Consider the following 16,163-nt stretch of genomic DNA (forward strand, 5'->3'; position numbering starts at 1 on the left):
TTTTTTGGGTAATTGAGTAATATTGAAAGATATCATTCAGGGTAGGCTTGAAATTTTCCATTTACAATTTTAAATAAAATCTTTTTCTTCATTATCATTGGATTTATGGATATGTGTGGTAGATGCAAAAATCATATTGTAGTATAATAGCAATTAATCAAGTCATAATGTTAGAAATTGCAGATAAAAACACCTAAAATAGGGTGGAGGATGTACCATGATAGATAAATATGTAATTGAAGAAATTGATAGGGGTATTAAAGAAACTTGGGAAAACGAAATTGTAAATGATTATTATAATGGATATTTATTGAAAGAAGATAGTTTAAAATGCAGTCTATATTTTCATTTAAGAACTAAACTTAAAAAATTACTTAAAGAAAATAACTTAAGAATTTATCCAGAATATTATTTCTCAGATCTCCGTTATTTTGCAGATATTGCAATTGTTCAAATTGATACTACTATAGATAAATCATATTTACGTGATAAGATAGTTGATGTTATTGCCGTAATGGAGTTGAAATATGATGGTGGAAATTCTATTGGAACAGAAAATGCAATTAAAAATGATATACTAAAAATAAAAAATTACATACAAACGGGACAATTATTATGCCAGTATTATTTTGCAGTTATATATGAAACTGAATGTATCAGTTTGAATTGGCTGGATAAAAGAAGCACAAATAATTGGGCTCAAGGTTATGTGACAGAATTGAATGCTGGTAGTCTTGATGGAGATATGTGGTTTGAAGTAAATCCATACAATGGAATGAATGGGTAAGCAAATGAGATGAATCTGTACTCTATTTATAAGCAGTCATTTTAAAAACAATGTGAACCATAGATTATTTATATGATATTTAGACAAATAGGAATTTGTAGTTCGGATTATTTGTATTTTTAGAGATGCAAGGAGGCAACAGTAATGTCGTTTGAGAATATCATATTTGCCGCTATATGTTGGCTATGCTCATTGATTTTTGGGGTAATCGCTCTTTGGGCGTTCAAACGTAAAGACCCGATGCACTTTTGGTCAGGAAGTACCGTAAGTCCTGAAGAAATAGGGGATATTTCCTCATATAACCGTGCGAACGGTTTGATGTGGGCAATTTACACCGTTTGTATGGCTGTAACAGGTATATTGTCACTTTTCAGTATTATAATAGGTACTATTTTGTTAGGAATTATGTGCGTTCCCGGCATTGTTGTCTTAGTTGTTGTATATAATCGGATTTATAACAAATACAAAAGCACATCGGTTACTTATAGAACTGTTGATTCAAAATCAAAGATGCCAAAAGCAGTTATTATCGCTATAGCTTCAATTTCTGCAATAATTCTTATTATAGTAGGTGCGTTGTTTTTTTATGGTGAAAAAGACCCTGTCACAAGCATACTTGATAACAGCATACAAATAAAAGCTATGTATGGATTCAACATTGACTTCTCTGAAATTGCTGATATATCTCTTATAGAGAAAAGCATGAGCGATATTGGTATTGGTGCAAGGACGAATGGTTATGGCGGTATGGGAGAAGCCCTGAAAGGACATTTCAAATCAGATACCCTTGGTGAAACTGTACTCTTTGTTCAATCAAAGTCATCTCCTACAATAAAGATTGAACGAACTGACAAAAAAGATGTATATATAAGTTTCCGCAACAGCGAAAGTACGGAGCAGCTATACCGGGAATTGATAGCAACCATACCGCTAAAATGAACATTTAAAAAGTAACAGATAAGCAAGAATTTATCAAAGGAGGGTTAAAAAAATGAGTGTATTTTTTTATGGCTGCATTACTATGGACGGCTATCTTGCTGACAAAAACCATAACCTGGACTGGCTTTATCAAACTGGCGAAATAGAAGAAACTGGTTATGAAAGCTTCTATAAAAGCATGAATATTACTATAATGGGCAAAAGAACATTTAATGAAATCGAAAATATTGAGAATATCCACAGTCTTTATCCAACTACCCAAAATTATGTTTTTACACATGCCGAAAGCTTATCAGTCAGGGGATTTATTCCTATGAATTGTGATGTTGTTGAATTTGTGAAACAAATAGAGAGGGACAAAAACGTTTGGATTATTGGAGGAAACACAATATTAGCCCCTCTGTTAGATAATGATATGGTGGATAATATGATAATACAGATTGCCCCAGTATTATTAGGGATGGGAATACCATTATTTTCTCAAAAAGAAGTGTTGAAGCGATTTTGTTTGAAAGAAGTAAAAAAATACGGACAATTTGCGGAATTAATTTATACTAAAATATAGTTCGTTTCACTTTCCAGAATTCCTTACCTTCACTATAGTCTGGTTATACATATTTAAATTTAGTTTAGAGGCTGTAACTGTAAATTATTCATATTTATTTTGGAGGTGTATTTAGATGAAAACAATGCTAAATGAAATGAAGAAGAAGAAAAATCATATTCCTGAAAGCTGCCTGCCCGTATTTGAAGATATAATGCTTATAAATGATAGGAACGAACGGGATACTAAATTCATAAACGCCATGGAGGAATGTCTTACTAAGGAGCAATGTTTCACAATATGGGCTCAAAACGGTGCGTGTCGCGGCACGAAGTTCGATAAGGATCGTAAGGCTTTTGCAGCGGAACACAGTAATAAACCCCTTAGTGAAAGATTTGATATATTTGTGAATACCATAGGAAGTGGTTATAAATCTAATCCTAATGACATTGTTTTAGACGAGAAAATTAAAACCATTACCATAAGTTTCGCCTGCAAGCACGGCTTAATGCATCTGGAAAAGGGGATTTCAACGTCCCTTGAAGCATATTTTGGGCAATGTGCGGGTGGACGTTTATATGAGCTTCAGCTTGCATTAGGCATAAACCTCAAAATCAAAAACGTGGACGTGACCGGGATCAAAAAAAGTATAAAGAACCCCTGTGTGTTTGCGTTTGAGATAGTTGGATGAAGTAGTTGAAGAATAGTCAATAAGTATAATGTAAAGCTCAACAAATTCATATTTAAGAGCAGAGCAGGTCAAGCGAATAAATCGTTGTAGTGATATGCTATCTATTAAAGGAGGTGCATATCATGCACGCATGGGAAGCCATACAAAAAACGTTGGATTTTATTGAAACAAATATCAGTGAAGAAATTGATATTGAACAGCTTGCAAAAGAATCGGCATTATCTCTTTTTTATTATCAAAGGTTATTCTCTCGGCTTGTTAAAAAACCAGTCCGGGAATACATTAAACTGCGACGATTAGCTTACGCCTGTGAATCGCTTGCTAATAAACAGCACCGCATTTTAGATATTGCGCTGGATTGCGGCTTTGGAAGCCACGAAACATTTACAAGGGCATTCAAAGAAGCCTATAAAATGACACCGGAAGAATATCGTGAACGACCGGTAATGCTTAATCAGTTTGATAAGCCCGATTTATTGCTAAACTACACAGTGATTGACGAAGGTGTCCCACTTATCAGTGATGGGATTGTATTGGAGTTTAACCGTAAAAAAAACCTGCAACCAATTCTTTTTTTGGGTGTGACAGGTATCATTCCTATTGAGGGGCAAATGCCACTTGGCGAAGCTACAGGCGTAGATATGCCTGGTCAAGTATGGGAAAAATTCCACCAGGAAAAACAGCTTATTCCTCGGATAAAGGGAGGACGTGAACTGGGAGTTGCTTATCTTGGCAATGTACCTGAAGGCTATTTCACTTACTTTGCTGGTGCGGAAGTAGCCCAGGGAACAAAAGATAGTCGCTTCGTTAAATGGGAGCTACCTGCCAGAGAATATATTGTTTGCGGATTTGAAGCAGAAAATTTTGAACAGCTCGTAACCGTAGCCATCAATAAAGCTGTAAAATATAGTGGACTTTGGCTTGAAAGACATGGATTGACTATGGATGTTTATTCTCCTGAAATGTACTACAACAGTTCACTTGAAGGTTCCTATATGGAATTGTGGCTGCCAGTATCAGAAAAGTACTGATAACAATTTTGTATTATTGTAATTAATATTTGGTGCACCGTATTACAGGAATGTGAAGGTTTCTTCTATACTGACTTACTTTGTATTTTGTAATATAATGTAAAATCATTATTTTGATTTAAGATATAAGGCTTGTGAAAGTACGGTAACTGCCGTACTTTTTTTATGTATTGGGGCAAATAAGATAATTAATTTAAATTATCTTTGAGAACCATAGAGAATATTAGCCATAACCTCAATAAAATCAACCCTTTCCAAGACATAAAAAGCAGGTCATGAGTCACTACGTCATAACCTGCTTTAAAAGGGGAGGATAAGTATTTAATTCTTCTTTTGTACTCTGCTTCATTGTATTGGAGGGGGGGTCCAATGTATCTAGAGCATATGCGTTTGGTAAAATCTAATATATTTATTAGATTAATTATAGTATGAAACAATTTATAATGTTTTATACATATATTTGCGAATATTTCGGTATATTTTAAAGATATTTAAAAAATTATCAATGTCTTTAGTGCAATATTATAAATAGTTACAGTCCAGCCATACAGCTCGAATTCACTTTGCTGCTTCTCGCTTAGTCAGAGCGCCATATAAATCTTCAATAAATTATGCTTACAAAAGCAAGCTTTTCCATCATAATTTATTGAAGATTTGCATGGCTGGACTGTAACACAAATTATGTAAAAAATTCTTACTACTTGAAAATAACTGTAATTATGATATACTATAAAAAGTATGGTGCAGGTTACGCCATAGAGAAATTAAGACAAAAGGATGGACAATATGAGTTTATTACAAGAGTGGAGAGATACAGCATACTCTCAAGAGAACCCTAAAGCGGAAGAACTTTTTTGGAATAATTATTTTGCAATTGAAAAAGGAATATATGAGCAACTTCTTGCCAACCCTGCTAAAGTTGTAACCGGTACGGTAGAAAAGCTTGCTGCGGAATATAATACTACATTAATGATTTTTGTTGGATTTCTGGACGGCATTAATGACAGTTTAAAAAAGCCTAATCCAATTGAAGAAATGGAAGCTGATACCAAAGTTTCTTTAGATATTGATCTTGAAAAACTATATTTTAACATGGTTGAAGCAAAGGCAGATTGGTTGTATAATCTTGAAGTCTGGGACAACCTTCTTACAGAAGAAAAAAGAAAAGAGTTGTATCGCGAACAAAAAGCTTCCGGAACAGTAAGAAAAGAGAAAAAGGTTGGAAGAAATGATCCATGCCCATGTGGAAGTGGCAAGAAATATAAAAAATGTTGTGGAATAAATCAATAGAATTTAAGATATTTTATATCATGAAAACACGATTGAAACTTCTGTTTCAATCGTGTTTTTTATCTTTCACACCGTTGACATTAAAGTATCTTATTGTTAACATTATTATAGGATTTCCAGCATATTTTATAGGAGTAAAAGGAGGTTTATTAAACTGGATGGAAACGGTGACAATATGAAAAGAACCAGGGCTGGAGAAAAAGTATTAAAGAGATGGCAGGTAAATATACAAACAAAGGAAGAAATTATTTATCAACTTATATTAATTTGGAGAAAAAAGAGGATACAAAGACTTTAAGGTTAAAATCGGGTGATAAATAGTTTATGGGGTGATAGAATGAAAAACGACAATAAGAATAGATTCAAACCAGGAAAATTTTTAATTGGTTTATTAATTATTGCAGTATCTATTGGAGCAGGTTATGGTTTATTTTTAATTACAAAGCCTTTCATAGAGGGAAAAGAAAAAACAAAAATAACTATGAGTGAGCAAAAAGATAATACAGAAACGAATCAAGATTTATCAACGGGAAATAATAATGATAAAGGAAATCAGGATTTAATAGATAGCGGGGAATTTTCCAATGAAGATATAGGCTTAGAAGTAAATGATGATAAATCATATTCTGGGAATGATTCCATGAATGCTGAAACAGATACAAATCAAGTCAGACTTACTGTTGGAGAATTGATTGCCAATGAAATAAAAAAAGAACATAGGGAAGATCCGGTAAACGAATCAGTGGAAGAAACAACCAGAATACCGACTAAAGTAAAAGGTATCTATGTAACCGGGCCAAAAGCCGGTTCCAGCAAATATCTGGATGAATTAGTGAATCTTGTAGATACTACAGAATTAAATACTATGGTCATTGATATTAAGAATGATTCTGGTGAGATAACTTACAATATGGAGCTGCCAATGGTTCAGGAGATTGGTGCCAATAGGAATTATATCAGTGATATGAAGAAGCTGGTTCAGATACTGAAAGAGAAAGATATTTATCTAATTGGAAGGGTTGTTGCATTTAAAGATCCTATTCTTGCCGAAAAAAGACCGGACCTTAGTATCAGGAATGCAAATGGTAGTATTTTTCGTGATAAATCCGGGCTGGCATGGGTAAATCCATATAAAAAAGACGTATGGGATTATTTAATGGGTGTTAGTAAGGAAGCTGTGAATTTAGGATTTGACGAAATACAGTTTGATTATATTCGTTTTTCTACCGATAAAGGTATGAAGACTGTCAATTTTGGAAAAGAAGCAAAGAATAAATCAAAGCTTGAAATTATAGCGGAATTTACAAAATATGCAAGTGAAACCCTAAGACCTTTAGGTGCCTATATTTCAGCAGATGTCTACGGTGCGATTATAGATAGCGAAATTGATGCAAAGATAGTCGGTCAAAACTATGTAGAAATGTCAAAACATCTGGATTACATATCTCCAATGGTATATCCTTCTCATTATGCAGATGGATCCTATGGTATTCCATATCCTGATTTAGAGCCATATAAATTAATATTAAAATCCATGGAAGCATCTAAGAGTGCTTTAAGTAATATTCCACAGGAAGAGGGCAGGGCAATTGTAAGGCCTTGGCTTCAGGATTTTACTGCATCCTGGTTAAAAAATCATAAATCATATAATGGAAAAGAAATTAAAGAACAAATTAAAGCGGTTTATGATGCCGGTTATGAAGAATGGATTTTATGGAATGGAAGTAATAATTATACGAAGAGTGGGCTAGAACTTGTCAAATAGATAAAAATATGGTAACATATCTTAAATATATTTATTAGGAGGATTTTTACAATGGATTCAGACCCGGTCGGGAATAATATTTTAATGCAATTAGTATTGCTTCTTTGCTTAACAGCGGTGAATGCTTTCTTCGCAGCTGCTGAGATGGCAATTGTATCAGTCAATAAAAACAAGATCAATATGATGGCAGATGATAATAATAAAAAGGCTAAGATGTTACAGCGTTTGTTAAAAGAGCCAACGAAATTTTTATCAACCATTCAAGTAGCGATTACGTTATCCAGCTTCTTTGCCAGTGCATCCGCTGCTACTGGTATATCAAAACCTTTAGGTGCTTTATTCTTAAAGTTACATATACCATATGCAAGTCAGATTTCACTTATTGTTGTAACCATTATATTATCCTATTTTACGTTGGTATTTGGAGAATTGGTTCCAAAGAGAGTTGCATTACAGAAATCAGAAGGTATCAGCTTGGCAATTGTTAAGCCTGTTCACGTTTTTTCTAAAATTGCCTCACCATTTGTAAAGTTTTTATCGATATCAACAAGTATTGTATTAAAATTATTAGGAATGCATAATGAAGATTTAGAAGAGCGAGTATCTGAAGAAGAGATACGTTCATTAATTGAAACTGGTCAAGAGAATGGAGTATTCAATGAATACGAAAAGAGCATGATAGAATCAATTTTTGAATTTGATGATAAATTAGCAAGGGAAATTATGACTTCCAGAACGAATGTATATGCCATAGATATAAATGAGCCAGTTGCAGATTATATTGATGAATTACTGGAAACCAGACATTCAAGAATACCAGTTTATGATGATGAAATCGATAATATTATTGGTATTTTATATGTGAAGGATTTTATCGTGGAAGCAAGAAAGGTTGGATTTGAAAAGGTTAATATTAAGTCCATTCTTCATAAACCATATTTTGTTCCTGAGAGTAAGAATATAGATGAACTCTTTAAAGAATTACAGGAGTCAAAACAATATATTGCTGTACTGATTGATGAATATGGCGGTTTTGCCGGTATAGTAACAGTAGAAGATTTAGTGGAAGAAGTCATGGGATCAATTGATGATACAGGTGACGAAGAAGAACCTTATATCGAAAAACTAGACAGTAAATCTTTTCTTTTAAATGGTCTGGTAACAATTGCTGACCTTAATGATGAGCTGGATTTAGACATTGTATCTGAAAATCATGACACTATTTCCGGGTTATTGATCGATATGATAGGTATCATACCTGATGAAGGAGATAACCGGGTTGTAAATATTGATAATTTGACATTTAAAATAGAAGAAATTAAAGATAAGCGTATTGAACGAATTCAATTAACAATTGAAGATAAAAAGAAGACAGAATCTGAGGATGATGAAGAATCCGAAGATTAGTTGAAATAAGATATCCATAATAATAATTAACTACAATAAGATCTATGCTCTCCCTTCAAACAGTGAATTATAGGGAGAGCATAGATTTTTGTATTATTTCCTTTTCGATATAGTAAGAAAATGATATACATACTTTTTAAAATATAAATCATACTAATACAGAGGTGATTTATTTGAATAAAGAAAAAAAGGAAAAACTGCAGCAGAAAAAAGAACAGGATAAATTTAATAACACAACGGTGAAAAATAAAGTAGAAAATCAAAATCAGGGACATAATGTGAGAGCAGAAGCAATTGGAAATATAAATCAAAAAAGATAAAGATTTAAAACTACAGTAAAGTTAATATGTAAGAAAAACTCTTCTCCAAATAAATTGTTTTACAGTATGAAACAATTTATTTGGAGAAGAGTTTTTCTTTTACCTGGATCAAAGTGGTGATATATATTGCTTCATCCATTTCCATATATCATCATAAACTTCATAACGGTTGATTTCATTAAGCATTTCATGTCTTCCATCTTTATATAATTTCAGGGTCACATCGACGACGTTGGCTTTTAACAGGCTATTATAAGTGTAGTTTATACCTTTGCCCCAATTGCCTACCGGGTCCTTGTCACCGGATATTATCAACTTAGGGATATCTTTAGGAATGCTATTGGCCCAGGCTCTGTTAGTGGTAAGTCTCTGGACTTTAATTAAATTATGAAAACCATTAAGGGTAAAGATATAATTGCATTTTAAATTATTTGTGTATTGAGTAACAATGGATGTATCGTGAGTCAACCAGGAAAATGTTGATAAATCTTCCCGGATTCCTTTATTAAAACCATGAAAGAATATTTTATTAAATAATTTACTCCGATATCTTTGACCTTTCCTCTTAATCATAAATTTGGACAGATACTCTCCAAATCCGGCTAATGGATTTGGTCCGCCTGTACCACTTATAATCACTCCCCTTAATTCAGAACCATATTCCATGATATAAGCTCTTAAAAGGAAGGAACCCATACTGTGTCCCAAGATAAAATAGGGTACAAAGGGATATTTTTCTTTTACCAGGTCAGTAAGACATTTTAAATCTTTCACCAGGTGTTTCCAACCATTCTCAGGTGCAAAATAACCCAGGTCATCTTCTGAACGAATACTATTTCCATGTCCTAAATGATCATTTCCACAGACCAGTATCCCTTGAGATGCCATATAATCAATAAACTCTTCGTATCGCTCTATGTATTCGCACATACCATGAGAGATTTGAAGGATACCTCTTATATCACATAGTGGTTCATAAATGTAATATGCTATATCATTCACTTTATTACTGCTTTTAAAACTGGAACAAGTTTTTCTATAATTCATGGTACCCTCCTAAAATATTATGTTATGGCATATATAATTCAATTATAATAAGAATTACTTATATAGTCAAATATTGAGAAATATGGTGGATAAAAAAGTTATAGTTCAGCCATAAGTTCGATTTCACTTTGCTGGATGGCTGAATTATTAATAAAAAAAAGATACTAAAAACAAAAATATTTGAATGTAAATAAAAATGGGAATCCGATAGAATAAATATAATCAATATAGCATTGCATTAATAGGAGGAGAACTATGTTTGATAAAAAAGGTCGTTATATTCTAGAGAATTACAATCAGAAATCCACATTTTCCAGTTTTTTACCAGGAATCAGCGGAAAATTAGGAATTCCAATCTGGTGTTTTTATGTAAACCGAGGTCAGGGGATCACAAGTTTTGGTGTTATGGATAAAAATCATTCCATTATGGAATTTTATCCGGCTCATCAATCATATCAATTAACTTCAACACTTGGCTTCCGTACATTCTTGAAAATAAATGAGAAATATTATGAACCATTTCATGGTGAAACAGAATCCAGGAAAATGTATATAGGGATGAATGAATTAGAAATAGAAGATTATTCAGAAGAACATAAGGTACAAACTAATATATTATATTTTACTTTGCCGGGAGAAGAACTGGGCGGTCTTGTGAGAAAGGTCAGTATCATAAATCATAGTAATCAGATTCAGAATATTGAGCTGTTAGACGGTATGCCGGCAATCATCCCATATGGAGTTGATTTAAATGCCATAAAAACAATGGGACAGACTGTAAAAGCATGGATGCAGGTGGAAGATGCAGAGAATAGGATACCATATTATCGTGTACGTGTGAGTATGGAAGATACTGCAAAGGTAAGCCAGGTGGAAGGGGGTAATTTTTATATTACCATTGATGAAGAGGGAAATAAACTGCCGGCGATCGTTGATCCGGAGGCAGTGTTTGAATATAATTCGGCAATGACCATACCAACTTCTTTTGTACGTGACGGTTTAAACGAACTATTCTTAAAACCTCAGGTAAAGCAGAATAATATGCCGTGCGGCTTCTTTGGAAAGAGTATTTCCTTAAAGCCGGGTGAAAGCTATACAGTATATGGTTTCATTGGGCAGACAGAAAGTAAAGATATATTATATAAATTGTTAGAGAAATGTACTAATAGAGACTTTTACGAACAAAAATATGAGGAAGCAATCAAATTAACGAAAGAAATTACGAGTGTAATTCAGACTAAGACAGCTTCCAGAGTGTTTGATGCTTATTGTAAGCAAACTTATTTAGACAATGTATTAAGGGGCGGATTTCCAATTGAGCTGGGAAAGAATCATATTTTTTATCTATATTCCAGAAAGCATGGAGATATTGAAAGAGATTATAATTTCTTTCGGATGCTGCCGGAATTCTATTCCCAGGGAAATGGGAACTTTAGGGATGTGAACCAAAACCGAAGATGTGATACATTATTTACACCTTATGTGAAAGATTTTAACATTAAGACGTTCTATAATCTTATCCAATTAGATGGTTATAATCCACTTTCTGTACAGGAAATATCATATACCTTAAAGAATGAAAAAGAGGATAGGATTCTTACTTACGTTAAAGATGAGGAAAAACTTTTATTAAAAGATTTCTTTTCTAAAGAATATACACCAGGGAGCTTATTCCGCTTTCTTATGAAGAACCAGCTGCAACTTACCATTTCCTATGAAGAATTTATGAATATGGCGGTTGAATATTCAACGGGTAGTGTCAATGCAGATTTTGGTGAAGGATATTGGTCAGATCATTGGACTTATAATCTTGATTTAATTGAAAATTATACATCTGTCTATCCTGATAAAGAGAAAGAACTTCTATTTAATGATTTTACATATGAATATTTTGAATCAAAAGCACTCATTCGACCACGGAGTGAGAGATATGTTCTAACGGATAACGGGATCAGACAATATAATGCGGTTGATCATGAAACAAAAAAAGATGTAAAACATACCAAGGTCAGAACAGATTATGGAAAAGGTGACATTTATCAAACGAATTTAATGACTAAATTAATGATCCTGGCAGCAAATAAATTTGCAGCTCTGGATCCATATGGTATGGGAATAGAGATGGAAGGGGGAAAACCTGGCTGGTATGATGCACTAAATGGTCTGCCAGGACTTTTCGGATCATCAATGGCAGAAACTTATGAGTTGGCCAGAATGCTGGAGTATATGGTTTTAAAACTAAAACAGTATTCTCTGGATATTAAAGTCCCTCATGAAATAAAAAACTTTATTTATTTGATCAATTTAAATTTAGAAGAATATATTTCAGGGAAGAGTGATCATTTTACCTATTGGAATAAAACAAATGAAGTGAAAGAAAACTATAGGGTTGCAACAAAATGGGGAATTGAAGGAACAGAACATACTCTTGACCATAATTATTTGATTCAGACTTTAGAAAACTGGAACCAATTCATCCGGGAAGGGATACAAATGGCTATCCAATATGGGGAAGGAATCTGCCCTACATACTTTGCTTATTCAGTAACAGATTATGATAAGATAGAAGATGTTATTATCCCGAAAAAATTTAAAGTTATAGTCATGCCCCGTTTTCTTGAAGGGCCGGTAAGGTTCTTAAAAATGAACTATGGATCTGATATCAAAAAGGAAATGTACGAAAAAGTTATCCAAAGTCCATTATACGATGAGAAGTTAGGCATGTATAAAGTAAATGAATCACTTTATAATGCATCTTTTGAAATTGGGAGAGCTAAGGCATTTACTCCGGGCTGGCTTGAAAATGAATCTATCTGGTTACATATGGAATACAAATATCTCCTTGAGGTTTTAAAGTCAGGCTTATATGAAGAATTTTACAAAGATTTTTATAAAGCATGTATTCCATTTTTAGATGGGGATGTATATGGCCGCAGTCCCCTTGAAAATTCGTCCTTTATTGCCAGCAGTGTTAACCCTGATGAAAAGATTCATGGAAAAGGTTTCGTTGCAAGATTAAGTGGTTCAACAGCAGAATTTATCCATATGTGGCAGATAATGATGTTTGGAAATGCTCCATTTTCCATGGATAAAGAGGAGTTGATTTTAAAATTTGAGCCAGGAATTCCAAAGTATTTGATTGATGATAATAAAGAAATACAATGTACTTTCCTGGGGAATATTCCAGTCACTTATCATCTGGATAAAGAAGATGAGCTCATTCCTGGACGTTACAATATTTATAACTATAAGTTAAGCTATCAGGATGGAACAATTCAAACAGTGAATGACAATTCTTTGGTGGGTAAAGCTGCAGAAGATGTAAGATCCGGTGCTGTTCAATCTATAGATGTTGAAATTCATATAATGGAATGATTAAATAATTTACTATACTACAATAATGAAGAATTTAGTAGGAGGAGTTAAAAATGAGCAGGTACGAAGAAGGAATAAAGTTAATCGAGGAAAGGTGCGGCAACGGAAAAGATAATGTTATCTCTCTCTCAACCATCGCAATGGAACCGAATGCTGACGGAAAACCCCGTCCTTATGTCCGTGATGTGGACGCTTATTATGAAGACGGCGTGTTTTATGTTACTACTTGGGCGAAATCAACTAAAATGCAGCAGATAGCTCAAAACAAAGAGGTTGCGTTTGCGGTTTGCTTCGAATGGTTTTCCGGAAATGGAATTGGAGAAAACCTCGGATGGGTTTTAGACCCGAAAAACGCTGAGCTAAGGACTAAACTTCGTGAAGCATTTTCCCAATGGTACGACGACGCAAACAATGAACAGGATGAAAACTGCATTATTCTGGCAATCCGAATCACAAGAGGCACGGTGATTAAAGACCACGGTGCTGTACGTTATAATATGGACTTTGTGAATAAGGTAGAGACTGAAGAAGGCAAAATCAGATAAGGCATTAAGCCGTATCTAATAAGCATTTTCTTTATTAAGTATTATACATTAATATTCAGCACATACATAAAAAGGTATGTGCTGTTTTTGTGCTTAACATAAAAATATCACACTACATTATGAATTAGTGTACTGAAATTTACATTTACATTTAATAAAATTATTTTAAGAAGATGGGAAATCCCATATACCAAAGAGTTTAGTAAGATACCTTTAAAAATGAGAGAAAGAAAGGAAATACAAATGAGAAATGTGATGAAATTAACAAAAAAATCAACAACAGCAAAAATGCTAAACTTCTCAAGAATAATAAAAGGGAAAGAGATACAAAAGAAAGAGAAAAAATTAAAAATTAAATTTATTCCTCAACTCAGTATTAAATTCCAGCTTATCATTGGTTTTTTCGTTCCTATTTTATTTTTAATTATTGTGGGTACCGTTTCCTATTCAAGAGCTTCTGTTGGTATGATAAAGAATTATGAAAGTTCTACACAGAGTGCCATGGGAATGGCAGTAGAGAGTTTGGATCAAGGTATTAAACCTATTATATCTAATACACTGATGTTAGCACAGGATAAGAATTTAGTCTCCTATGCAATGGGAGCTTATGAAAATGATATAACGGCCAAAACAAAAATTAGCGATAGTATATCCAATAATATACTTGTAATGCAGACTGCGGATAGTTTTATTAATAATATACATATTATACCTCAGGATACTGGATGGATCATATCTACAGCCACTTTAAGCACATCCAAAATGAAAAGTTTCGCTACACAATTAAAAGATGCAGAGCCGGATATGTTTAATGATGCAAGTATCTATTGGGGAGGAACACATATATTAATAGATGAAAAATTAGGGCTAAACGGAGAAGAATATGGAATGTATTGCAGTAATAGATTAGGAAACAGTGAAAAGTCCGGAGTAATTGTTGTAGATATAAACAAAGAAGCAATTACAGATTTGATGAAACAGCTAAATTTCGGAGACGGAAGTATCGTATCATTTGTTGCATCCAATGGGAGAGAGATCGGGTTAAATAATGATGTTAAAATATCAGAATTACCTTTTTTTCAAAAGTTAAATTATGAAGGTAGTAAGCCAATTTCTACCTATGTTGATTACAATGGGAAAAGTTATTTTTTCATAGCCTGCCGCAGTGAAGTAACAGGCGGAATATTAACGGTTATGGTTCCTAAAGATGTTATAACCTACGAAGCGGATGAGATTAAAAATATTACACTGATCATGATTGCCTTATCATGTATCATTGCTTTTCTGATCGGAACGATCATCATTATGAATATTACCAGGAACATTCAAATGAGTGTAAATCGATTGAATGAAGTAGCAAGAGGTAATTTAAGTATAACGAAAGATAAGATAAGAAGAAATGAATTTGGAAAGGTCCAGGTTGCAATCACGGAAACAATTCAAAATACAAGGAAATTAATCGAAATGGTAATGCAGAGCATGAGTAAAGTGTCTGCATCTACGGAAGAGGTAGGTGAGCTTACATCAGAACTTAATAATATGACAGATACAGTGTCAGCAAGTATAGAAGGAATCAATGAAAACATAAGCCAAGAAGCAGATGAAGTAAATGGCTGTCATAATCAAATGGAGGAGTTATCCCATAAAATAAAGATTGTTGATGAAAATACTTCTGAAGTTGTGAATTATATTCAATATACAAAAGATGTAATTGCAGATGGAATCCATGCAATGGATATGATGACAGAACAATCAAAAGCTACATATCAGGTAACAAGAGAAGTGAAAGATAATGTTAATATGCTTGGAACTAAATTAGAGTCCATAGTTCAATTTGTAGATGATATAACGAATATTGCATCACAGACCAATCTTTTATCATTAAACGCATCTATTGAAGCAGCGAGAGCAGGACAAAGCGGCAAGGGATTTAGTGTTGTGGCTGAAGAAATCAGAAAATTGTCTGAGGATTCGGCAAAGACCGCTATAGATATAGGTAATCTTGTAAAAGAAGTAAAGTCTTATACCGGCACTACAGTTAATACCGTACAATATGCAGAAGATATAGTAAATAAACAAGAAGCAGTCGTTAAAAATACAGCTGATATTTTTATGAAGATAAGTGAATATGTTGAACAATTCGTATCAAATATGGAAGAAGTAGCGGGAAGTATTGATGATATAAATGGGGAACGTAAAAACGTTTTGGATTCCATTAAGAATATTCATCTCCTTTCGGAGAAATCAGTGGAAACAACAGGTATGGTAAAAAACTCTTTGGCGAATCAGGCAGAGTGTACCCAAAGCCTTAATATAATAACGGAAGAGCTTAGGATACAAATGAAAGAATTAGAGCAGGCAATCGCATTATTTAAATTAAACTAAAAAGTGAACATAATTTGTAACAATAACATCTTGAGTT

At 33.4% G+C, this 16,163-nt stretch carries 13 protein-coding genes; 12 read left to right on the plus strand and 1 reads right to left on the minus strand.

All coding sequences use genetic code 11. From position 1 onward, the window contains the following. Positions 1-217: 217 nt before the first annotated feature. The 9 genes from EDD66_RS03170 to EDD66_RS18350 all read left to right on the plus strand — a co-directional run bounded on the left by EDD66_RS03170 (position 218) and on the right by EDD66_RS18350 (position 8,774). Positions 218-787 carry a hypothetical protein gene (locus EDD66_RS03170; RefSeq protein ID WP_123608115.1) on the plus strand — a complete coding sequence of 190 codons (570 nt, stop codon included), beginning with the start codon at positions 218-220 and terminating at the stop codon, positions 785-787. A 144-nt stretch (positions 788-931) separates the two neighbouring features. Next, entirely contained in the window at positions 932-1,726 is a 795-nt protein-coding gene (locus EDD66_RS03175) for a hypothetical protein (protein ID WP_123608116.1), read from the plus strand. A 52-nt stretch (positions 1,727-1,778) separates the two neighbouring features. Beyond that, positions 1,779-2,291: a dihydrofolate reductase family protein gene (locus EDD66_RS03180; protein WP_123608117.1), complete on the plus strand. Its 513-nt coding sequence runs from the start codon at positions 1,779-1,781 to the stop codon at positions 2,289-2,291. A 115-nt stretch (positions 2,292-2,406) separates the two neighbouring features. Then, entirely contained in the window at positions 2,407-2,961 is a 555-nt protein-coding gene (locus EDD66_RS03185; protein WP_123608118.1) for a hypothetical protein, read from the plus strand. 122 nt (positions 2,962-3,083) lie between these two features. Next, complete coding sequence (locus tag EDD66_RS03190; RefSeq protein WP_123608119.1) at positions 3,084-3,992, plus strand: AraC family transcriptional regulator; 909 nt, start codon at positions 3,084-3,086, stop codon at positions 3,990-3,992. Between the two features lie 786 nt (positions 3,993-4,778). Then, the gene (locus tag EDD66_RS03195) at positions 4,779-5,282 is read left to right on the plus strand and encodes an SEC-C metal-binding domain-containing protein (RefSeq protein WP_123608120.1); all 504 of its coding nucleotides are present in this window, start codon (positions 4,779-4,781) and stop codon (positions 5,280-5,282) included. Positions 5,283-5,619: 337 nt separating this feature from the next. Continuing rightward, positions 5,620-7,047 carry a putative glycoside hydrolase gene (locus tag EDD66_RS03205; protein ID WP_123608122.1) on the plus strand — a complete coding sequence of 476 codons (1,428 nt, stop codon included), beginning with the start codon at positions 5,620-5,622 and terminating at the stop codon, positions 7,045-7,047. 51 nt (positions 7,048-7,098) lie between these two features. Next, positions 7,099-8,454, plus strand: coding sequence for a hemolysin family protein (locus tag EDD66_RS03210; RefSeq protein WP_123608123.1), 1,356 nt, complete (start codon positions 7,099-7,101; stop codon positions 8,452-8,454). Positions 8,455-8,627: 173 nt separating this feature from the next. Then, positions 8,628-8,774, plus strand: a complete 147-nt coding sequence (locus tag EDD66_RS18350; RefSeq protein ID WP_170164231.1) for a hypothetical protein — start codon at positions 8,628-8,630, stop codon at positions 8,772-8,774. Positions 8,775-8,882: 108 nt separating this feature from the next. Here the strand turns inward: EDD66_RS18350 and EDD66_RS03215 are convergent, their stop codons facing one another. Further along, on the minus strand, positions 8,883-9,821 hold the full coding sequence (locus EDD66_RS03215) for an alpha/beta fold hydrolase (protein ID WP_123608124.1): 939 nt from the start codon (positions 9,819-9,821) through the stop codon (positions 8,883-8,885). Between the two features lie 255 nt (positions 9,822-10,076). Here EDD66_RS03215 and EDD66_RS03220 point away from each other — a divergent pair, with 255 nt between their 5' ends. The 3 genes from EDD66_RS03220 to EDD66_RS03230 all read left to right on the plus strand — a co-directional run bounded on the left by EDD66_RS03220 (position 10,077) and on the right by EDD66_RS03230 (position 16,126). Next, positions 10,077-13,196, plus strand: a complete 3,120-nt coding sequence (locus EDD66_RS03220) for a hypothetical protein (protein ID WP_123608125.1) — start codon at positions 10,077-10,079, stop codon at positions 13,194-13,196. A 53-nt stretch (positions 13,197-13,249) separates the two neighbouring features. Next, entirely contained in the window at positions 13,250-13,741 is a 492-nt protein-coding gene (locus tag EDD66_RS03225) for a pyridoxamine 5'-phosphate oxidase family protein (RefSeq protein WP_123608126.1), read from the plus strand. A gap of 255 nt (positions 13,742-13,996) precedes the next feature. Beyond that, complete coding sequence (locus tag EDD66_RS03230) at positions 13,997-16,126, plus strand: methyl-accepting chemotaxis protein (RefSeq protein ID WP_170164232.1); 2,130 nt, start codon at positions 13,997-13,999, stop codon at positions 16,124-16,126. Positions 16,127-16,163: the final 37 nt, after the last annotated feature.

Origin of the sequence: Mobilisporobacter senegalensis (genome assembly GCF_003752155.1) — a bacterium.
GTDB lineage: Bacteria > Bacillota > Clostridia > Lachnospirales > Lachnospiraceae > Mobilisporobacter > Mobilisporobacter senegalensis.